Source organism: Collinsella sp. SGI.241, assembly GCF_050312955.1.
Classification (GTDB): Bacteria; Actinomycetota; Coriobacteriia; order Coriobacteriales; family Coriobacteriaceae; genus Collinsella.
Window position 1 is genome coordinate 118,961 of the sequence record NZ_JBNPKM010000003.1, and the last position, 21,151, is coordinate 140,111.

The 21,151-nt window shown below is 57.4% G+C and carries 20 protein-coding genes; 17 read left to right on the forward strand and 3 right to left on the reverse strand.

All coding sequences use genetic code 11. The features are described 5' to 3' along the window. The first annotated feature begins 1 nt into the window (after nucleotide 1). From ACQQ92_RS02375 to hflX, 14 genes are all read left to right on the forward strand, one after another. Complete coding sequence (locus tag ACQQ92_RS02375) at nucleotides 2-2,782, forward strand: DNA translocase FtsK 4TM domain-containing protein (RefSeq protein ID WP_427795678.1); 2,781 nt, start codon at nucleotides 2-4, stop codon at nucleotides 2,780-2,782. Continuing rightward, a complete protein-coding gene (locus tag ACQQ92_RS02380) occupies nucleotides 2,782-4,272 on the forward strand; it encodes a RodZ domain-containing protein (RefSeq protein ID WP_427795680.1) in 1,491 nt (496 codons plus the stop codon). Before ACQQ92_RS02375 ends, ACQQ92_RS02380 begins: the two co-directional genes overlap by 1 nt. A gap of 26 nt (nucleotides 4,273-4,298) precedes the next feature. Then, nucleotides 4,299-4,796: a YajQ family cyclic di-GMP-binding protein gene (locus ACQQ92_RS02385; RefSeq protein ID WP_154516322.1), complete on the forward strand. Its 498-nt coding sequence runs from the start codon at nucleotides 4,299-4,301 to the stop codon at nucleotides 4,794-4,796. Between the two features lie 26 nt (nucleotides 4,797-4,822). Then, a complete protein-coding gene (gene rimO, locus ACQQ92_RS02390; RefSeq protein ID WP_154516325.1) occupies nucleotides 4,823-6,172 on the forward strand; it encodes a 30S ribosomal protein S12 methylthiotransferase RimO in 1,350 nt (449 codons plus the stop codon). 99 nt (nucleotides 6,173-6,271) lie between these two features. Then, nucleotides 6,272-6,820, forward strand: coding sequence for a CDP-diacylglycerol--glycerol-3-phosphate 3-phosphatidyltransferase (pgsA, locus tag ACQQ92_RS02395; protein ID WP_427795700.1), 549 nt, complete (start codon nucleotides 6,272-6,274; stop codon nucleotides 6,818-6,820). A 12-nt stretch (nucleotides 6,821-6,832) separates the two neighbouring features. After that, nucleotides 6,833-7,363, forward strand: coding sequence for a CinA family protein (locus ACQQ92_RS02400; RefSeq protein WP_427795681.1), 531 nt, complete (start codon nucleotides 6,833-6,835; stop codon nucleotides 7,361-7,363). A gap of 257 nt (nucleotides 7,364-7,620) precedes the next feature. Further along, the gene (recA, locus tag ACQQ92_RS02405; RefSeq protein WP_154516331.1) at nucleotides 7,621-8,769 is read left to right on the forward strand and encodes a recombinase RecA; all 1,149 of its coding nucleotides are present in this window, start codon (nucleotides 7,621-7,623) and stop codon (nucleotides 8,767-8,769) included. A gap of 11 nt (nucleotides 8,770-8,780) precedes the next feature. Then, complete coding sequence (locus ACQQ92_RS02410; RefSeq protein WP_154516334.1) at nucleotides 8,781-9,473, forward strand: regulatory protein RecX; 693 nt, start codon at nucleotides 8,781-8,783, stop codon at nucleotides 9,471-9,473. 257 nt (nucleotides 9,474-9,730) lie between these two features. Then, a complete protein-coding gene (gene rny, locus ACQQ92_RS02415; RefSeq protein ID WP_427795682.1) occupies nucleotides 9,731-11,284 on the forward strand; it encodes a ribonuclease Y in 1,554 nt (517 codons plus the stop codon). A 1-nt stretch (nucleotide 11,285) separates the two neighbouring features. Then, complete coding sequence (locus ACQQ92_RS02420; RefSeq protein ID WP_427795683.1) at nucleotides 11,286-12,371, forward strand: ATP-binding protein; 1,086 nt, start codon at nucleotides 11,286-11,288, stop codon at nucleotides 12,369-12,371. Between the two features lie 74 nt (nucleotides 12,372-12,445). Further along, nucleotides 12,446-12,763 (forward strand): stage V sporulation protein S, encoded by a 318-nt coding sequence (locus ACQQ92_RS02425; protein ID WP_118079896.1) that lies wholly within the window; start codon nucleotides 12,446-12,448, stop codon nucleotides 12,761-12,763. 64 nt (nucleotides 12,764-12,827) lie between these two features. After that, nucleotides 12,828-14,198, forward strand: coding sequence for a tRNA (N6-isopentenyl adenosine(37)-C2)-methylthiotransferase MiaB (miaB, locus tag ACQQ92_RS02430; protein ID WP_427795684.1), 1,371 nt, complete (start codon nucleotides 12,828-12,830; stop codon nucleotides 14,196-14,198). Beyond that, nucleotides 14,198-15,136 carry a tRNA (adenosine(37)-N6)-dimethylallyltransferase MiaA gene (gene miaA / locus ACQQ92_RS02435; RefSeq protein ID WP_427794761.1) on the forward strand — a complete coding sequence of 313 codons (939 nt, stop codon included), beginning with the start codon at nucleotides 14,198-14,200 and terminating at the stop codon, nucleotides 15,134-15,136. The genes miaB and miaA overlap by 1 nt, the downstream gene beginning before the upstream one ends. Then, nucleotides 15,136-16,425 (forward strand): GTPase HflX, encoded by a 1,290-nt coding sequence (gene hflX / locus ACQQ92_RS02440; protein WP_427717469.1) that lies wholly within the window; start codon nucleotides 15,136-15,138, stop codon nucleotides 16,423-16,425. Before miaA ends, hflX begins: the two co-directional genes overlap by 1 nt. Here the strand turns inward: hflX and ACQQ92_RS02445 are convergent. Together ACQQ92_RS02445 and lexA are read right to left on the reverse strand one after the other, a co-directional pair. Continuing rightward, nucleotides 16,410-17,114 carry a heparan-alpha-glucosaminide N-acetyltransferase gene (locus tag ACQQ92_RS02445; RefSeq protein WP_427795685.1) on the reverse strand — a complete coding sequence of 235 codons (705 nt, stop codon included), beginning with the start codon at nucleotides 17,112-17,114 and terminating at the stop codon, nucleotides 16,410-16,412. The genes hflX and ACQQ92_RS02445 overlap by 16 nt on opposite strands. Continuing rightward, entirely contained in the window at nucleotides 17,114-17,758 is a 645-nt protein-coding gene (lexA, locus tag ACQQ92_RS02450; RefSeq protein ID WP_427717464.1) for a transcriptional repressor LexA, read from the reverse strand. Before lexA ends, ACQQ92_RS02445 begins: the two co-directional genes overlap by 1 nt. Before the next feature lie 162 nt (nucleotides 17,759-17,920). Here lexA and ACQQ92_RS02455 point away from each other — a divergent pair, with 162 nt between their 5' ends. The 3 genes from ACQQ92_RS02455 to dut are packed head-to-tail and all read left to right on the forward strand — an operon-like array spanning nucleotide 17,921 to nucleotide 19,313. Further along, on the forward strand, nucleotides 17,921-18,370 hold the full coding sequence (locus ACQQ92_RS02455; RefSeq protein ID WP_427795686.1) for a LysM peptidoglycan-binding domain-containing protein: 450 nt from the start codon (nucleotides 17,921-17,923) through the stop codon (nucleotides 18,368-18,370). A gap of 51 nt (nucleotides 18,371-18,421) precedes the next feature. Further along, nucleotides 18,422-18,865, forward strand: a complete 444-nt coding sequence (gene nrdR / locus ACQQ92_RS02460; RefSeq protein WP_427717459.1) for a transcriptional regulator NrdR — start codon at nucleotides 18,422-18,424, stop codon at nucleotides 18,863-18,865. 4 nt (nucleotides 18,866-18,869) lie between these two features. Beyond that, on the forward strand, nucleotides 18,870-19,313 hold the full coding sequence (gene dut / locus ACQQ92_RS02465) for a dUTP diphosphatase (protein WP_427795687.1): 444 nt from the start codon (nucleotides 18,870-18,872) through the stop codon (nucleotides 19,311-19,313). Nucleotides 19,314-19,786: 473 nt separating this feature from the next. On the opposite strand, the gene ACQQ92_RS02470 is transcribed toward dut, so the two are convergent. Beyond that, complete coding sequence (locus tag ACQQ92_RS02470) at nucleotides 19,787-20,992, reverse strand: MGDG synthase family glycosyltransferase (protein ID WP_427795688.1); 1,206 nt, start codon at nucleotides 20,990-20,992, stop codon at nucleotides 19,787-19,789. Nucleotides 20,993-21,151 lie beyond the last annotated feature (159 nt).

The window sequence follows — 21,151 nt, forward strand, 5'->3', positions numbered from 1 at the left end:
TTTGGCGCGCGGATCTGCACAAAACGCCAAAGGCAATAAAGCCAACAACCAACCGGCATCTGCTAAGGGTGCCGGTTCCCATCTTCGTGCCAATAAGGGCCACGAGGCCGAGTTCGACGATTTTGGGCCCCTGGTCGAGCCTTCGGCCAACCGCGATATCGCCGGCGTGGTTATTGCCGTTTTGGCGATTGCGTCTTTCATTGCCGTGATTTCTCCGGCAACGGCACCCGTGACGGCAGCGGTTGCCGGTTTCTACCATCTTGGCTTTGGCCTGGGCGCCTACGTGTTGCCAATCGTCATCCTTCTTTTTGCCGCTACGCTCTTTTTGGGTGAGGACTCGCCGCTCAACATTCGCTCGGTCGCGGGTGGCGCCGTTGTCTTTATCGCCGTCGTCTCCATTCTTTCGTTGATGGTGCCGGGCACGAGCGATTCGTGCGACCTCATGTTTGTGCCGCAAAACCTGTCCGCCTCGGGTGGCTACATCGGTGCGTTTATTGCGAGTGCGCTGCAGAATGCCCTGGGTAAGCCTATCGCGATGGTGGTCCTGGTGGGTTTGGCCGTCGTTGGCTTTGTCATCATCGGCTTTTCGGTGGGTGGCGTTTTGCGCTCTGCGCGCGATCGCGCTGCCAATTTCGCCGAGCGTCGTCGTGCCGATGTCAATGCGAGCCCGTGGGGCGACGAAGAGGCCCTGTCGGTTCCCGGCGTCGCCCGTCCGCACCTGAGCATTCTTCGTCAGAAGGGCTCCGATATGGCCGTGACCACGGTCATGGGCAATGATGCGGCCCCTGTTCTGGACGATGACGACGAGGACGATGATCCGTTTGTCGACGTGTCCGAGGCTGTGGAGGCCGAGCGCGCCAAGACTACGCTGCTGCCGCGTCGCCATGTCAAGCATGGCAAGTCCGCGCCCAAGCTCAACACGAGTGAGCCCGACCCGTCTTGGTCCGATAGCGAAATCGAACTCACCGAGGGCGATGACGAGGATGACGAGTGTCCGCTCGAGACCGCCAAGACAACTTTGCTGCCGCGTCGCCAAGACAGGCGCGGACAGGTCACCGGACAGCTTTCGATGGAAGACGACCCGGACAAGGTCGACGAGTCCGAGCCGCCGTTTGCCGTGAACCCCGTGTCTGCTGCCCCGCAGATCCCCGATTTCCTGAAGCACCCTAAGGTTGCCGATGCCTCCACCCCTACGGCTTCCGCTGCTCCTGTTGCAGCCGGCGATGGGGGAGCTGACGGCACTGCTGCCGATGCCGAGGGCGAGCAAGAGGATGGCCTCAAACTCCCGCCGCTCGAAATCCTGCACGCCAATCCGCAGTCGGCGTCCGCCGCGTCTTCTGACAAGGAGTTGGAGCAGACTGCCGAGTCGCTGCAGTCCACGTTGCTGGAGTTTGGCCGTAGCGCTCGCGTCGTCGGCTGGATTGCCGGTCCCACGGTGACGACCTTTAAGCTGCAGCCCGGCGAGGGCGAGCGCGTGAGCAAGATTTCGAGCCTCGAGGACGATATCGCGCTTTCGCTTGCCGCCCAGTCGGTGCGTATCTTTGCGCCGATTCCCGGCACCTCGCTTGTGGGTATCGAGATTCCCAATCGCAAGCGCCAGAACGTTAACCTGGGCGACGTGCTTCCCTATGTGAAGGGCGGTCCGCTCGAGCTTGCCATCGGCCGCGATGCCGAGGGTACGCCCGTTGTCGCCGACCTCGCCAAGATGCCCCACCTGCTTATTGCCGGTACCACCGGTTCCGGTAAGTCGGTCATGATCAACTCCATCATCACGACCCTGCTCATGCGCGCGCTTCCCGAGGACGTTCGCTTGATCATGGTCGACCCCAAGCGCGTTGAGCTTGCCGGCTATAACGGCCTGCCCCATCTCTATGTGCCCGTGGTGACAGAACCCAAGCAGGCTGCGAGTGCCTTGCAATGGGCTGTTTCCGAGATGGAGCGTCGCCTGAAGGTGTTCGAGCGCCTCAACGTTCGCAAGATCTCGACGTATAACGAAAAGCAGGCCGCCGGCGAGTTCGAACACTACGATAACCCGCCGCAAAAGATGCCCTATCTGGTCATTATCATCGACGAGCTATCGGACCTGATGATGGTTGCCGGCAAGGATGTCGAGGCCTCGATCGTTCGTATCGCCCAGCTGGGCCGTGCCGCCGGTATTCACCTTATCGTGGCTACGCAGCGCCCCAGCTCCAACGTGGTGACGGGCCTCATTAAGGCCAACATCACCAACCGTATCGCCTTTAACGTAGCCACGGGCATCGATTCCCGCGTCATTATCGACCAGATGGGCGCCGAAAAGCTCACCGGTTTGGGCGACATGCTGTTCTCCAAGGTCGACTGGGGCAAGCCCCGCCGTATCCAGGGCTGTTTTGTCTCGGATGACGAGATCAACGAGATCGTCGAGTTCGTTAAGTCGCAAAGCGAGCCCGACTACCACGAGGAGATTCTGTCTGCCGTGGCGCCTGCTTCCATGTCCATGGCTGGTGGCGGCATTGTTCGCACGGGCGTTGCCGAGCCGCAGGATGACGACCCGCTTATCTGGGAGGCCGCCCATATTGTGGTGGAATCGCAGCTTGGCTCCACATCTGGCCTGCAACGCCGCCTCAAGGTTGGCTATGCGCGCGCCGGGCGTATTATGGACATGCTGGAAGAAAAGGGCGTCGTCGGCCCGCCCGACGGTTCCAAGCCGCGCGAGGTCCTGCTGGATGACGAAGGGCTTGCCGCGCTGGAGTCTGTCGACGCCGAGATGGTACGTGAAGATCGTGAGTTTGGAGGATTCTGATGGCTGCACGCTTTGGTGACATGCTGCTCGAGCAGCGTCGCCGGATGGGCCTTTCCATCCAGCAGGTCGCCAACACCATCAAAATCAGGCCGCAGATCATCGAGTTTTTCGAGACTGGTAACTTTGCATCGATGCCCCCGCGTGGCTATGCGCAGGGCATGATATCGAGCTACGCTCGCTTTTTGGGGCTTAACCCGCGCGAGGTCGTCAACGCTTATTTTGACGACCTCATGGCATATGAACGCGATACCTCGCAGCAGGGCGGTCGTTTTCAGGATGCTGCCGGCTACGTTAACTCGCGTTCTTCGGTCGATAACGGTCGTTTTTTGATGGTTCAGGGTGGTCGTACGACACGGTACGGCCAGCGCCCTCCGCAGGCGGGCTATATCACCGAGACGGGCTCCAGCGAGGAAATTCGTTCTCAGCGAGATCGTTTTCGCAGTACGCCCCTGCCAGATGACCGTGCGCTTCCCGCCGCTCGTGGGTTGAGTCGCGATCCTCGCGCCGGTTACGGCGACGGCGGATACTCCGGTCGTAGCTATCGCGGAGTATCCGCCGGGCGTTCCCGCGATGGCTATTCTGACGCCGATACCACGCAGGTGACGCCGCGCCTCCGTTCGCAATCCCAGCCCTATGGGCAGCGCTCTTCGGCGCCTCGCTCTGGTCAGCGCGGCTATCAGGGCCGTGGCGAGCTTGCGCCGCGTCCGGGCCAGCGGGGTTCGCAGCGCCAGAGTAGCTATCGTGGTCGTCCCGATAGCGGTCGCGGCCGCATACCGCAGGGTAATGGTCGTGGTAGCTCCAATCACGGACGCGGCGTTGGGCGCGCCTCTCAATACAACACGATCGATCCGCGCATTATTTACGTCGGCATCGGTGCCGTGATGCTGCTGTTGATTTTGCTCATCGTGGTACTCCTGCGTGGTTGCGGCTCTGCTGCACCCGAGTCGACGCCCGAGACACCCGTGGCTACCAAGACGACGACTAAGAAATCTTCCAAGAAGACCGAATCCACTGACGAGGATGAAGACGCCGACGAGGCGACGGATGCGGCCGGTTCCGATGCCGCCAAGGCGACGGTGGAAACGGAAGAGGACGAGGTCACCAAGGTCAAGGTCTCTGTTGCCAAGGGCAAGACCGCCTGGATCGAGGTCAAGGTCGACGGTAAATCGGTCTATGGCGCTCAAGCGACCGGTCCTTTTGAGCAGGAGTACACGCCCGAGTCCTCGATAGAGATCACCACGTCCAAGCCCTCCGATGTCACGGTCACCAAGAATGGTGAAAAGGTTCGCTATGACACCAAGACATCGGGTGTGGCGCGCGTGACCATTACCGTTCCCAAGAAGGAGACCGCTGACTCCGCGAACGGCGATAATGCCGGCGGTACCGATAATGCCGACGGCACCGATGTCCAGTCTACCGTCGGCACCGACACGGCATCCGACGGCCAGACAGTGAACGATTCAGATGACTATTCGTACGACAGCTACTAAGGCTCCCCGTACCGAAAGGAAGAACCATGGCTAAAGATTCCAGCTTTGACGTTGTGTCCGAGGTTAACATGCAGGAGGTCGATAACGCCTTCCAGCAGACCGCCCGCGAGATTTCCCAGCGCTATGACCTTAAAGACTCCGGCGCCACCATCGAGCTTTCGAAGGGCGACAAGCTCTTTACGATTAACGCTCCGGCCGATTTTGTCTCCAAGCAGATCATCGATGTTTTGAGCTCCAAGCTCATCAAGCGCGGTATCGACCTCAAGGCTGTCTCTTGGGACACCCCGCAGGCGGCTTCGGGCGGTACCGTGCGCGTGCTCGGTCATATCGTCGAGGGCATCGACCAGGCGACCGCAAAGAAGATCAATAAAGACATCAAGGATCAAAAGCTTAAGGTCAAGGTGACCATCGAGGCCGATAAGCTGCGCGTTTCCTCGGCTTCTAAGGACGCTTTACAGACGGTGATTCAGTTCCTGCGCGACCAGGACTACGGCCAGCCGCTGCAGTTTACCAACTACCGCTAATTTACTCGAAAGGACCGCTCTCCAACATGGATACTCCGTTGGGTTCCGTACTCTATATCACGCTTGGCTGCGCCAAGAACGAGGTCGATACCGACCGCATGCGTTCGCTGCTGACCGCTGCGGGCTACGAGGAGGCATTCGATCCTCAGGATGCCGATATCGCCATTGTCAATACGTGCTCGTTTCTTACTTCGGCGACGTCTGAGAGCATCGAGACCACGCTCGAGCTCGCTAACGAGGTGCAGGATGGCGTTCGCTCCTGCCCCATTGTCATGTGCGGTTGCGTGCCGTCTCGTTACGGCGACGACCTGCCCGACGAGCTGCCCGAGGTCGCGGCATTTGTGAAGGCCGATGAGGAAGACGGTATCGTCTCTGTCATCGATGGCGTTCTTGGTGTGGAGCGTGAAATCGCTGCCTATATCCCGCAGGTCAAGCGTACCGTCGAGGGTGCTGTCGCCTACGTCAAGATCTCCGATGGCTGCAATCGTTTTTGCAGCTTCTGCATGATTCCCTACATTCGCGGTCGCTATCATTCGCGCAATGCCGAAAGCATTATCTCCGAGGTGCGCGACCTGGTTGCCGGCGGTGTGCGCGAGATCGTGCTGATCGGCCAGGACACGGGCATTTGGGGCACCGACTTTGCCGATGAGGACGCCGCTGAGGCCTCACCGCGCAATCTGGCTCAGCTGCTGCGTGCCGTCGCCGAGGCTGTACGCCCGCACAACGTCTGGGTTCGCGTGCTCTATCTGCAGCCCGAGGGTATGACCGACGAGCTTATCGAGACGATTCGCGATACGCCCGAGGTATTGCCCTATATCGATATCCCCGTGCAGCACTGCGACGCGCGCATCCTCAAGGCCATGCGTCGCTCCGGTTCGCGTCAGGAGCTCGAGGAACTGTTCCGCGATCTTCGTGATCGTATCCCCGGCATCGTGATTCGATCCACGGCCATGGTCGGCTTTCCGACCGAGACCGACGACGAGTTCCGTGATCTTATCGACTTTATGGACACCGTCGGCTTTGACTATACGAGCGTCTTTGCCTACTCGAGGGAGGAGGGCAGCCTGGCCGCCAATATGGAGGGCCAGGTCGATGAGGAGGTCAAGCTCGAGCGCGCCCAGGAGGCCATGGATCTGGCCGAGTCGCTGGGTTTTGCCGCCACGGCAGCCCATGTGGGCGAGCGCGCCCAGGTAATCGTCGACGGTATCGAGGAGACCGAGGACGGCGCCGAGCTGATCGGTCATGCCTGGTTCCAGGCGCCCGATTCCGATGGCGCGGTGCATCTGGACGCCAGCGAGGCGTCCGTGGGCGATATTTTGACCGTCGAGTTTACCGATAGCTTCTGCTATGAGCTTATCGGCCATGTTGTGGAGTAGGAGAGCGTCGTGGCAAACGAGAGCAATAAGGAACTGACGAGCGTTTGGACGCCCGCCAACATCGTGACGTGCGTTCGCATCGTCTTTATTCCGGTGTTCATGATCGTCTCGGCCCTGTCTCATGGGGGCGTTGCCGGTACGGACTGGAGCACCTTCGACGGCCCGCTTGCCGCCGCAGCCTTCATTCTGTATGTGATCCTGTCGTGCACCGATAAGGTCGACGGCTATCTGGCGCGCTCACGCAACGAGATCACCGATTTCGGCAAGTTCTTGGACCCCATCGCCGACAAGTTGCTGGTGTTCTCGGCCTTGCTGCTGTTCTTGGATTTTGGCGCGGTGACCGTGTGGTCCGTGTTCATTATCCTGTTCCGCGAGCTGTTGGTGAGCGCACTTCGCATGGTCGCGAGTGCTGCCGGTGTGGTCGTTGCCGCCGATAAGCTCGGCAAGTACAAGACGGCGACCACGATGGTCTCCATCTGTGGCTATCTGTGCGTCTTTGCGATGGCCGGTCTTCAGCTGGGGCCGGCGTCGCTGCTGCTCGGTGTCTATTCGGTGTCGCGCGTCCTGTACGTCATCGCTGTCATTTTGACCATTATCTCGGGTGCCCAGTACTTCTGGAACTGCCGTAAGATCGTCTTTTCGGTCTAGGTCCTGGTGGGTATGACGGAGTCTTATTTGCAGATCGCCGCAAACAACGAGGAGCTGGCGCGCGATATTGTCGAGCGCGCGAGTGCCCGTGGCGTGACGGTGTCGACGGCGGAGTCGCTGACGGCGGGCATGATCGCCTCGACGATTGCCGATATCCCGGGTGCCTCGGCGGTGCTTCGTGGCGGTGCGGTGACCTACTGCGATGAGATCAAACATCGCGTGCTCGGCGTCGAGCGGGAAACGCTCGATCGGTTTAGTGCTGTGTCGCATCAGACGGCGCGTGAGATGGCCGTGGGCTCGCTGGACCTCTATCAGAGCGATGTCGCCGTGAGCGCAACGGGCTACGCTGGGCCCGGCGGCGGTACCGAGCAAGACCCCGCCGGCACGTTCTATATCGGCTGGGCGTATCGCGCGGCCGATGGGGGAGCGACGGTCGTTGAGTCTGCGCGCTGTCACTACGAGGGTGATCGGTCGTGCGTCCGTGCCTATGCGGTCGCTGAGGCTTTGGAACGCATTGTCCGCGTGCTCAATTCCATGGAATAGACGTGTTTTAAGGGGCCTTAGGGCCCCTTAATTGTGGAGATAGGGACCTTTGGCAAGGAATACGTTTGCGCTGGCACATGTCTTTAATTTGTACGAGCACTCGTATTTGCGATTGGCATGGTCAAGCGTTTGGTCGGTGATTGGTCGGCGTTTGGTCGGGTTTTGGAATGGACGGGTGCATATGATGAACCTGAACGGTTGACCACGAACAGCCGTTCGTTTATCATCGATTCAGGTTGTTAAGAGGAGGGCTATTCATGGCCAAGAATTCAGGTCCCGTACGTACCGTTCATACGCGCACGACGGGTAAAGAGCGCGACGAGATGATCGCCACTACCAAGGCCGAGATCGAGAAGAAGTTCGGCCAGGGTTCTATTATGAGGTATGGCGACGGCGGTCCCGAGCTCGAGGTCGAGGCTATTCCGACGGGCTCTCTGGCGCTCGATGCCGCCTTGGGTATCGGCGGCGTGCCGCGCGGCCGTATCGTTGAGATTTATGGCCCCGAGTCCTCCGGTAAGACAACGCTTTCGCTCGAGATTCTTGCAGAGGCGCAGGCCATGGGCGGTGTCGTGGCTTTTATCGACGCTGAGCATGCGCTTGATCCCACCTACGCCGCGCGCATCGGCGTCGATATCGACGAGGTGCTGATTTCCCAGCCCGATACGGGCGAACAGGCGCTCGAGATCGTTGACATGCTTGTGCGTTCCGGTGCCATCGACGCCATCGTCGTCGACTCTGTTGCCGCTTTGACTCCACGTGCCGAAATCGAGGGCGAGATCGGTGACACGACGGTGGGTCTGCAGGCTCGCTTGATGAGTCAGGCGCTCCGCAAGCTCGCCGGCTCGCTTGCCAAGTCCAACACAACCTGCATCTTCATTAACCAATTGCGCGAGAAGATCGGCGTCATGTTCGGCAACCCCGAGACCACCACAGGCGGCCGCGCACTCAAGTTTTTCTCTTCCGTGCGTATCGATATTCGCAAAATCGATACCATCAAGCTCAAGGACGAGGTTATCGGCAATCGCGTACGTGCCAAGGTCGTTAAGAACAAGGTGGCTGCTCCGTTCCGCTCGGCCGAATTTGACATCATGTATGGCACCGGCATTTCTAAAGAGGGCTCGATTCTGGATATGGCTGTCGAGTGCGGCATATGCAAAAAGATGGGGTCTTGGTTTGCCTATGGTGAGGACAAACTCGGCAACGGTCGCGAGGCCGCTAAGACGTTCCTGCGCGAGCATCCCGATTGCGCCGACGAGATCGAGCACAAGGTTCGCCTTGCCTGCGGTCTTGAGTATGACGATGATGCCCCCTCCGAGGTTGAGTTGACCGATCAGCCCGCCCCCGAGGAGTTTGACGAGCTGTATGCCATCGATGGCTCCGCGATGCTCGACGATGACGACGAGTAACGGATGCCGACATGTCGTATACGGTGACCGAGGCTAGGGTCGTTTTTCCGGATAAGAAGACGGCCTCCTCGTTCTCGAGCGGTTATGCGTCTAAAAAGCCCTGTGCACATATCGATTGCGATCTGGAGGGCGGTTTTGAACGGTCCATTTGGATTCCCGTGCGTGTGGCACGTGTGTACGTTCAGAACCGTCTCGATCTTCCCTGCGACTGGGATGACTTTCGCGAGGCGGTACAGCTTATCGAATGCAAATGTGCGCTCACCATGGTGACCGAGATGCTTTCGCGTCGTGATCATGCTACGGGCGAGGTGCGCGATAAGTTGGCGCGCTATGGCTTTCGTCAGCCCGCGATCGACTTTGCCGTCAATCGTGCCATCGAGTATCGTTTTTTAGATGAGAACCGCTTTTGCTCGTACTTTATCGAGGAGCGTAAGCGTCGTGGTTGGGGACAGCGCAAAATCGAGACTGAACTCAAGCGTCGCCATGTTGCACTTGATGAGATTCCAGGGTATCCCGAGGCTTATTTTGCCGAGGATGACGACTTGGCTCGCGCATCGGCTTTGCTCGCTAAGCGTCGCGTTCCCGAGGCACGTGCATTCGAAAAGCTCGTCAGATTTTTGATGGGCAAGGGCTTTTCCTATCACATTGCCGCGGATGCCGTTAAGGCGCGCCTTGATGCCTTAAGCGAGAAATGCGACGTTTAAGCATGCGCACGTTACGCTCCTGCCGTTCACCGCTCGATAGGCGCCGTGCTGGGTGCGTTAATTTGACAGTTGTTGCGGTTCAACGTAGGATAATTACTGTCATTTGCATTGTGATATGTGCTCATCTGCGATGAGTTTGTTTATATGTTTATCTGTATCCGACCCGCATAAGCTGCGCCCATATTACTCAAATGTCGCGAGCCGTTCGTATGGACGGTTCGCTTTGTTGTGTAACGAATCCATAAAAAGGAGTGAGCATGCCGCCTATCATTGCAGCGCTCGTTGGCATTGTTTTGGGTGCCATCGTCGCCATTGCCTACATGCGCACCGCCAAGCAGGGTAGTCTTCACGAGGCCGAAGAAAAGATTCAGTCGGCACACGCGCAGGCAGAGTCCCTGATCGGTGATGCTAAGCGTCAGGCCGAGACCCTCAAAAAAGAGGCTCTGCTCGAGGCTAAGGAAGAGATCATCAAGAACAAACAGGCCGCCGAGGCCGAGGACAAGCAGCGTAAGAGCGAGATTCGCGCGCTCGAAAATCGCGTGATGCAGCGCGAGGAATCGCTCGACCGACGCAACGATGCGCTCGATAAACGCGAGCATCAGCTGTCCAGCCAGGCCGGTCAGGTCGAGAAGCGCTCTCGCGAACTTGAGGAGCTTTGCGCCAAGCAGACCTCCGAGCTCGAGCGTATTGCCGACCTTACGCGCGAGGATGCTCACAAGGAGCTGCTCGACAAGGTCCGCGGCGAGGTTACCCATGAGGCGGCCACCATCATCCGTGAGTCCGAGCAACAGGTCCGCGCCGAGTGCCACAAGACTGCTCAGGAGATTCTCTCCCTGGCAATCCAGCGTTGTGCCGCCGACCATACCGCCGAGGTCACCGTCACGTCCGTTCATATTCCCTCCGATGACCTTAAGGGCCGCATCATCGGTCGCGAGGGTCGTAACATCCGTACTTTCGAGCAGGTTTCCGGCGTCAACCTTGTGATCGACGACACCCCCGAGACTGTCGTGCTTTCGAGCTTTGATCCGGTCCGTCGTGAGACCGCCCGCGTGGCGCTCGAGAACCTCATTGCCGACGGTCGTATTCACCCCGCCCGCATCGAGGAGATGTACCACAAGGCCGCTGAGTTGGTTCAGCAGCGTGTGCTCGAAGCCGGCGAGCAGGCCGCCTTCGATACCGGAATCCACGACCTGCATCCCGAGATCGTCAAAACCCTGGGCGCTCTGCGCTACCGCACCTCGTTTGGTCAGAACGTGCTACAGCACTCGCTTGAGGTCTCCGACCTGTGCGGCATCATGGCCTCCGAGCTTGGTCTGGATGTTGTGACCGCCAAGCGCGCGGGTCTTTTGCATGACCTGGGCAAGGCCATCGACCACGACGTTGAGGGTCCGCATGCTGTGATTGGTGCCGAGCTTGCCCGCCGTTATGGCGAGAAGCCCGTTATCGTCCACGCAATCGAGGCCCATCATGCCGATGTCGATCCCAACACGGTGCTCGACGTTCTGGTCCAGGCTGCCGATGCTGTTTCCGCTTCTCGTCCCGGCGCCCGTCGCGAGTCGGCCGAGAGCTACATTAAGCGCCTTGAGAAGCTCGAGGAGATTGCCAACTCTCATGACGGCGTCGAGCGTACCTATGCTATGCAGGCCGGTCGCGAGGTCCATGTCATGGTTCAGCCGGACAAGATTTCCGATGCCCAGTCCACGGTGCTTGCGCACGATATCGCCCATCAGATCGAGGAAGAGATGGAGTATCCCGGTCAGGTGCGCGTTGTCGTGATTCGCGAGAGCCGTGCCGTCGATATCGCTAAATAACATGAACGACGCGAACGAGCTCATCTCATTTATCGCGTCGATGTCGGGGGAGGGCAACCTTCGCGTCGAGGAAAACCTTGGCGAGGGGTATGTCCGCCTCCGCGTTTCGGAGGCCGAGCGCCGTCAGGCCAAGCATGACATTCAGCATGTAGAGGACATTGTCATCGAGATGCTGCGTAATGCTCGCGATGCCGGAGCCGATAAGGTCTATCTAGCCACGACCAAGGAGGAGGGTGTTCGTACCCTCCTCTTCCTGGATAACGGTTCGGGTGTGCCGCAGGATATGCAGGAGCGTATCTTCGATGCCCGTGTCACCTCCAAGCTCGAGAGCATGAAGATGGACCGTTGGGGTGTTCACGGTCGTGGTATGGCGCTGTTCTCTATCAAGCAGAACACCGATGAGGCACGCGTTGTTACATCGGGCGTCGATTTGGGCTCAGCGTTTAAGGTGTGCGTTGACACCGATCGCTTGGCTGAGCGCGCCGACCAGTCGAGCTGGCCTCAGGCGGTTAAAGACGAAGACGGCCGCTATGTATGCGCTCGTGGTCCTCACAACATCATTCGCGCAGCCTGCGAGTTTGCCCTTGAGGAGCTGCGCGACTGCGACGTGTATCTGGGCTCTCCGTCCGAGATCGCTGCGACCCTGTACGCCCAGGCTTCCAGTCGTCTCGATACGTCACGCCTGCTCTTTATCGATGACGAGTGTGAGCTTCCGGTTATCGATCGTTTAGGTCTCGCTTCGGATGCCGAGGACTTTATCCGGATTTGCTCCGGGCTGGGTCTCGAGATGTCCGAGCGTACTGCCCACCGTATTCTTTCGGGACAGATTAAGCCCGTTCGCGGTGTGTGCGCGCGTCTGCTGCGCGAGCGCGATTCCACCTCGCAATTGCCGGCTCCAGTCGATCTTGCCAAGGACCGTCGAGGCCTTCGCATTGCCAAGGATGACATGGCGCAGTTTTCGCGTGCTGTTGAGCGCGACTTCAATGACCTCGCCGCTCGGTATTACCTCAATCTGTGCGGCGACCCTAAGATTCGCGTTTCACGTGATCGCATCACTGTGACGTTCGATCTTGCCAAAGAGGAGTAGCATCTTTACCGAGTCCGCTCGGTACGATACAGTTATTGCAGTTAAAACGTACTTTTAAACGCAGGAGTTTCTTCATGGATTGCCTGAAGGTATCAAGCAAATCATCGCCCGCGTCCGTTGCCGGCGCCATTGCCGGTATGGTCAAAGATGGCGTTCCCGTCAACATTCAGTGCGTCGGTGCCGGCGCCGTCAACCAGGCCATAAAGGCCGTTGCCATTGCGCGAGGTTTTTTGATCCCTACTGGCTTTGATGTCTCTTGTGCGCCGGTGTTCTCTGACATCCTCATTAACGGGGAGTCTCGCACGGCAATCCGTCTCTCTATCTACGTTCACCAGATTAATCGGGCTGCTATGGACAATGTCGTCATGGACGACGTTAAGCCTGTTGCGTAAGCGAGTTTTCGCACGTTTTTAGCACCTTTGTGCCCCGTCGATATCATCGTTAGGATGTAAGCTCATGGACCAGCGCTTCGTACGCGATATTCTTGCCGGTAAAACCTATTTTATCCGCACATTCGGCTGCCAGATGAATCAGCACGACTCCGAGCGCGTGAGCGGTTTGCTCGATTCCTATGGCTGTCTTATGGCGCTCGATCCGGAGCATGCCGATATTGTCGTATTCATGACGTGCTGTGTGCGCGAGGCTGCCGATACGCGCCTGTACGGTCAGTGCAACTCCTGCAAGAGTCTTCCCCCTTCTCCTTCGGGCAAGCGTGTGGTCGCCGTGGGTGGCTGCATCGCTCAGCGCGATGGCGAGGGCTTGCTCACCAACGTCGATAACGTCAACGTTATTTTTGGTACGCATTCGATTGCGCACGTGGCTGAGCTTATCGCCGAGGCGTTTATGGATGGCAAGCGCCATATCCGCACGAATGAGCATGAAGATACGGACGCCATGAGTATGCCGTGGCATCGCGAGACGCAGTATCATGCATGGGTGCCCATCATGACGGGCTGCAACAACTTCTGCACGTACTGCATCGTGCCGTACGTCCGTGGTCGCGAGAAGAGCCGCCCCTTCGAGGAGATTGTCGACGAGGTGACGGGTCTGGTGCGACAGGGTGTGCGCGAGATTACGCTGCTGGGACAAAACGTTAACTCCTACGGTCGCGATCTCTTTGGCAAGCCGCGCTTTGCCGACCTGCTGCGCTCCGTGGGTGATACGGGCGTCGAACGTATCTTCTTTACTTCTTCGCACCCCAAGGATTTGCTTCCCGAGACCATCGATGCTATGGCCGAGACACCTGCCGTTATGCCGCAGCTTCACCTAGCTGTTCAGTCGGGTTCCACGCGCATCCTTAAAGAGATGAATCGTCGGTACACGCGCGAGGATTATCTGGGCCTGGTCGATCGCATTCGTAACCGTATGCCCGAAATTGCGCTTTCGACCGACATCATCGTGGGCTTCCCGGGCGAGACCGAGGAAGACTTTGAGCAGACGCTCTCGCTTGCCGAGACGGTGCGCTATGCCCAGGCCTACACGTTTATTTACTCCAAGCGCGCCGGTACCCCGGCAGCTGAGATTTATGATCCCACCCCGCATGAGGTTATCCTTGAGCGCTTTAACCGTCTGGTCAAGGTTATCGAGACGACGGCATACGAGTATAACCAGGGCGAGCTTCACACCGTGGTGCCTGCGCTTATTGAGGGCACGAGCAAGAAAAACGACGCTGTCCTTCTTGGTAAAAGTCCTAAGAACCAGACAGTGCATGCGCCGATTCCCGCTGGCTATAGCATCGATCAGCTTATCGGCAAAATCGTCGACGTCGATGTGGATGTCGCCAAGACGTGGTATCTGTCTGGCTCCGTTGTGGGTGAGCCTCGCTAATGGTTTCCCCCGGCACAAACCTTTCTGCCGTAGCGATCGTCGGTCCGACGGCGGTCGGCAAGAGTGATGTTGCCGACCGCCTGGCTGCTCGTCTGTCGTCTGAAGTGTTATCGTGTGACGCGATGCAAATCTATCGCGGTATGGATATCGGTACGGCCAAGATGATGCCCGAGGAGTGCTCGGTGCCCCTGCGCCTTGTCGATATCGTGGACCCGGGCGTCGCGTATTCTGCTGCGCTCTATCAGTCTGATGCCCGGGCGCATATCGAGCGTTTGCTTGGTGAGCAACGGCTTCCGGTCTTTTGCGGCGGTACGGGCTTGTATCTAAAGGCTGCACTCGATGAAATGGATTTTCCTTCAGGAGAGCTCGAGGACGAACGTCGCTCGGGTTATCAGGAGCTTGCCGAGCGTATTGGCGAGGAAGCATTGCATGCCCTGCTTGCCGAGCGTGATCCGGAATCGGCTGCCGTGATTCATCCCCATAACGTGCGCCGCGTGATCCGTGCGCTCGAGATGCACGATGACGGTGTGTCGTATGCCCAGCAGAAGTCGAAATTCAGCGTTCCACGTGAGCGTTATCATGCCTTGTGGTTTGGTCTGACGCGTAGCCGTGAAGTGCTGTATGAGCGCATTAACCTGCGTGTCGACCTTATGTTTGAGCAGGGGCTGGTTGATGAGGTCCGTGGCCTTATGGACCAGGGCCTGGGTGATGCACTCACGTCGATGCAGGCAATAGGTTACAAAGAGATTATTGATGCCTTGCGAGGCGCTATTACCATGGATGAGGCCCGCGAGCTTATCAAGATGCGCTCACGTCGCTATGCCAAGCGCCAACTTTCCTGGTTTAAGCGTGACGATCGCATCGTGTGGTTCGATATGGATGAGTTTACGATCGATGAGGTCGTCGATGATATCTACCGTCGTATCGAGGCTGCCTAATGGCACGTTTTCCCTTGGTTCCCACGGCGCCTGAACCTGAGCGTGCCGTCTTGGTTGGTGTTGAGTGGCGCGATAACGCCTGGCCGCTCGACCGTTCGCTCGACGAGCTCGAGCGCTTGGCTCACACTGCTGGAGCCCAATGCGTGGCACGCTTGTCTCAGCGTCTGGTTAAACCTTATCCCAAATCGTTTATCGGCTCCGGTAAGGTCGAGGAGCTATGCGGTTTGGTGCATCGTATGGATGCGGATGTTGTAATCTTCGACGACGACTTGACTCCTTCACAGCAGTCCTATCTTGAGAAAGCCGTGGGCGAACCGGTCAAGATTATTGACCGTACGGCGTTGATTTTGGATATCTTTGGCCTGCATGCCCAGACGCGTGAGGGTCGCTTACAGGTCCAGCTGGCTCAGTTGCAGTATCTACTGCCCCGTCTGCGAGGTATGTGGAGCCACCTTGCTAAGGAACAGACGCGTGGCGGCATTGGATCGCGTTTTGGCCAGGGCGAAAGCCAGCTCGAGGTCGACCGTCGCCTGATTCGCGACAAGATCGCTGCGCTTCGCCGCGAATTGAAACAGGTTGAACAACGTCGTGATGTGCAATCGAAAAGCCGTATTGAATCGCCGGCGTTTCGCGTAGCGTTGGCTGGCTACACCAATGCCGGCAAGTCGACGTTGCTTAATCGATTGACGGGATCCACGGTACTTTCGCAGGATAAGCTGTTTGCCACGCTCGATCCTACGACGCGTTCGTATCATTTACCCGGTGGCCGTGGCATGACGATCACTGATACCGTTGGCTTTATTCAAAAGCTGCCCCATGGCCTGGTCGACGCGTTTAAATCTACGCTTTCCGAGGTGCTCGGCGCCGATTTGGTTCTTAAAGTTGTGGATGCTTCCGATGAGGATTACGAGCGTCAGCTTGAGGCGGTTGATCGCGTCCTTGACGAGATTGGTGCCGGTGAGCGCCTGACGCTTACCGTGTTCAATAAAATCGATCTGCTCGATAGCGTCGACCGCTTGAGCTTTCGCCGGCGCTATCCCGAGGCGGTATTGTTCTCGGCTCAGACGGGTGAGGGCCTTGATGACTTAGTGGACCGCATCGCTCGTGAAGCGGCCGCTACGGACGTGTTGCTCTCGGCCGATATCCCGTATCGAGAGGGCGCGTTAATCACGCTCGTGCACGAACAGGGAACCCTTCTGCACGAGGAATACCTCGAGGACGGCGTTCGTATTGTGGCAAAGCTTCCAGCCCGTATCGCACCGCGTCTCGAGCGTTATCGAACAGAGTAAATCAGCTCCAGTACACCCAAGATAACCGGTTGATGAAGCAGGTAGAACGGCAGCGCATGGCGCCCGAGACTTGCGAGCGCCGGGATGGGATTCGCATAGGCCCATCCCGGCGCCTCATAGTTTGCTTCCTGAGTCGTGTGGGCGGCAAAGAAGCCTGTAAGGTACATAAAAAAGAATGGTATGACTGGATAGTAATCACCAGAGACAAAGTCTGGACCTGGGAAACCCAGCCAAGCTAAATAGGGGATAGGATAAACCGTTTTAGGAATGCTCCAGGTAAGGGCAAAAAGTGTGAGGCAAATTGCTATACCCCATACCGACGGCACTTTAACGATCACCGGACGCGCGAGCGCGACAATGGCGGTGCAGGCCGCCATGCAGAACATGATGCCGAAGTTCACCGAGTCATCGACTGAGACGAGCGTCGTCGCGACCCATACAACAAAAGCGGCAGTGGCATATTTGACGGCACGCTTGATGTTGTTGCGCGAGAGGGTGCACATCCAGCCGGCAATAAACAAAAAAATCCAACTGATGCTGGCACGCCAGATGTCTTGGAAGATGGTCTGAGTAAACCAGGGCATATCCCAACCATAAAGATAGGCAAGATCGTAGCAAGCATGAAATCCTGCCATCGACAGCATGGTAAATCCGCGAATGGTATCAAAGACCGTGATGCGGTTTTGCATTACGAGAACCGGCGCATCAATCCAACAACCTTGCCAAGGATCGTCGGATTTGTCGCATAGATGGGCTCCATGGTGTCGTTTTCGGGCTGCAAGCGAACTCGTCCCTGCTCCTTGTAGAACGTTTTGACCGTTGCGGAGCCATCGATCATGGCCACAACGATCTCGCCATTCATGGCACTCTTCTGTTCGCGAACGATGATATAGTCGCCGTTAAGGATACCGACGTTAATCATCGAATTGCCGTGGACCTCGAGGATAAAAGACCCCTGGTCCGTTGCGATCTCGGTCGGGATGGTAAAGGTGTCCTCGATATTTTGCTCGGCAAGGATGGGGATGCCTGCGGCGACACGGCCCACGAGGGGTAGCGATACGGTTCCGCGGGGTGCCGTGGGCTCATCGGACTTTGAGATGGAGACGGAGGCTCCGTCCTCGTCAAAGAGCTCTAGGGCACGAGGCTTGGTGGCGTCACGTTTGAGCAGGCCGCGTGCTTCCAGTGCGGAGAGATGTGCATGTACGGTGCTAGGGGAGGAAAGACCCACAGCCGAAGCCATCTCACGCACGCTGGGCGGATAGCCCTTTTCCTGCTGATACTCCTTGATGAAGTCGTAAATCTGCTGCTGTCGCTTGGTAATTTTGCGAGCCATCAGGGATTCCTCTCTACCTAACCCAAACAAATGTTCTATGTTTGCTTGACAGGAACAACTGTTCGAAGATAATAATAACCGAACACTCGTTCCCGCGCTAGACTTTTTTGTCCTCGCGGCTTGATAAAACAGTTCTCGTCAAAAACGCGAGAGGAGAACATGATGAATGCAACGGATATGGTCCAGGGAAACCTCGCCCTTAAGCTCGAGACGCCTGCGGCGCCGGCTTTCACGGTTGTCAAAGGCGGCCGATCTGGTTTTCAAACACTGCCTGGCAAGCCCGTCCGAAGCCAGTGCGTCGCCACGACTTCGGCCCCCGTTGCTCTGAAGGCCTCGACGATTGTCGCCCTGGCCGTTGCGCTCACGCTCTTCTTTGTACTTGCTACCTCGATCTTCAGCGCTCGTCACGCCGCATATGCCGAGTCGGCATCTAACGTTACCTATGAGACCGTCCGTGTTCAGTCTGGCGATTCCTTGTGGTCGCTTGCTCAGGAGCATTCCGTTGACGGTCTTACTACACAGGAGACTTCTGACATAATTCGCAGTGTCAATCATCTGGAGCATGGGTCACTCGATGCGGGTGACGTTCTTAAAGTTCCTGCGCGTTCGTAAGATTTAAACTCCGGCACATGGTACCCTTGTTATCGTTTTGGAGGAGGTACCATGCGCTGTCCCAGATGCGGCAATGCACATACCCGTGTTGTCGATTCCCGTATGCAGGAATCTAATAACACCATTAAACGCCGTCGTGAATGTTGTTCGTGCAACTATCGCTTCACAACATTCGAGCGATGCGAAGACCCCATCGAGGTCATCAAATCTGACGGGTCAAGGCAGCGGTTCGATCGCAATAAGCTGCTGGTCGGCTTAATGCGCGCTACGATTAAGCGCGACATCGACACGAAAAAGCTCAATGAGCTCATCGATGACATCGAGGTGGAGCTGCGTTCACGTACGCTGACGGCCGTTACATCCCACGACCTGGGCGACATGGTGCTTAAGCGCCTGGCCAAGATCGACAAGGTGGCCTACATTCGCTTTGCCTCGGTCTATCGCGATTTCAAAGACATCGATGAGTTTTTGCAAGAGCTCGACAAGCTAAGGTGATTTTATGTCCAACATTACAGTCAACATTAAGCGTCTCGACCCTACGATCGAGCTTCCCAAATACGCCCATCCCTCAGATGCCGGTTTGGACCTCCGTGCCAATGAGGACTGTACCCTTAAGCCCTTCGAGCGACGCTTGGTCTCTACCGGCCTTGCGATCGCGCTGCCCGATGGATACGCTGGCTTCGTTCAGCCTCGCAGTGGCCTGGCTATTAAGCAGGGTCTGTCTATAGTCAACACGCCCGGTCTTATAGACGCCCACTATCGAGGTGAGCTTAAAGTCATCCTTATCAACCTGGATCCATCCGATGAAATCCAGATCAACAAGGGTGACCGAATCGCTCAACTCGTCATCCAAGAAGTTCCCACGGTCAATCTCGTGGAGGTAGACGAACTAGACGAAACCGACCGAGGAGCCGGCGGTTTCGGTTCTTCTGGTGTGGCTTAGCCCATTTCTTCGTTGAAAATGGGCATCGTAATGACCGCTCGCCCCTGGGAGGCCCCTATATATCATCCCGTGCTCAAACATTCTCGCTGCGCTGCGAAACTGCGCGCGGGACGATATATAGGGGCCTCCCAGGGGCGAGCTACGTTTACATGCTCGCAATCGGTTATGGCTTCCCATCTGAAGCCGAATGCTACATCTAGAAGCTGTGTCTAATAAGTAATCCGATCTGACAAAGAGACGGCTCCTTTGTTAGATCGGATTACTTTGATTACTTGTTTTCTTGTTTTCGAGTTCCCCTTCGCTGCTTTTAGTAGGGTAACCGATATGGCTGCTAGTGCGTACGTATAGCCGTGGCGCAGGCCGCCCACACATATCGTTCCACGCGCAGTTTCGCAGCGAGCGAAGCGAAGCGAGAATGTTTGAGCATGGAATGATATGTGTGGGCGGCCTGCGCCACGGCGGACAGTCCAACACTAGCGGATATGCGCGGGTTTTCCGCCCCAGTAGAAGCGGCAGAAGGCTCGTTTGCGCTTTTGGGGCTTGCCTACAAGTTCCATGGTTGCGATGGCGATGTCCTCGGCCGCGTGTGGACGGCGTAGCACTTCACCATTGATGAGCAGTGCCTTGAGCGACTCGGGATGATCGTGGAGATGGCGCAGCGTCACAATGAGCTCGCGTGCGGTGGTGACATGCATGCTGGCGCCCAAGTCGGTGAGCATGGTGGTGTTGGCCTTTTCCTGGCCATAGGACTTGCCCAGCAGAATCATCGGCAGATGTGCACACAGGCATTCGGTAACAGTGAGTCCGCCCGATTTAAGAATTGCCAGATCGCAGCCGTGCATGAGCGCTGCCATGTCATCGACATAGTCAAGGACCGTGACGTTTTCGAGTTTCATGGCTCCGAAGAGCCTTTTCAGGCGCGTGGCGTATTCCGTGTCCTTGCCCGGCAAAAAGACAAAGTGCATGTCCTCGAAGCTACGGAGGAAGGGGAGGGTTTGGTCCATCGCCGCGCGAAAGCGAACGTACGGTTGAGGCAAACTGGCGCCGGCCATTACCAGCACAATGGTCTTGTCGATAGGGAGATTGAACTTCTCGAGTTCTTCCTCACGATTGTAATCCGTGTCAAATCCAGCGCGAATAGGGATGCCCGTAATGCGAATCTTTGCCTCGGGAACCTTGCGTGGGCGGAGCGTCTCGGCCATAAACTCGTTTGCCACGCAGAATAAGTCAGTATCCTTATGGGGCCACCAGCCCTCGACCTCGTAATCGGTCGGCACGCAAATGACGGGATAGTCGATGCCCGTAATGACGCGCGTACCAACCGCAACGTTGGCTGCCGTGATATGTGTGGCGACCACGGCAATAGGCCTACGAGTGCGAACGTATTCGTTAAATGCGGGGAACATAATGCGCGACCATGCCGTGCCGCCGCCCCAAAGCAGGTGTCCGGTAAGGGTATATCGCCAGGTCAAGTCATAAATTGGGCGTGTGGCGCCGGTAAACGATGCGGCCGTTTTGTTGCCGTCGAATTTTATGCGTCCAAAATCGAGGATATCCAAGACCTCAATCTCGACATCCTGCGGTATGCCCTTGGTGCCGCGTATAAGCTCGAATGCTTGCGCGATAGCGTTTGCTGCTGCTTTGTGTCCCGAACCAACCGATGCGTGGACAATGGTCACTAAGGGCTTTTGTCCAGGTGACGGCATCAATTGCTCCGATTGGGGGGCGCTTTGCGTGGGCAGGGGAGCGTCATTGCCCATCTGCGTTTGATCCATCGATAACTCCCCTTCATCGTTGTTTCGCAAAGAATCATTGTAGTGCATGACTGTCATGTTCTC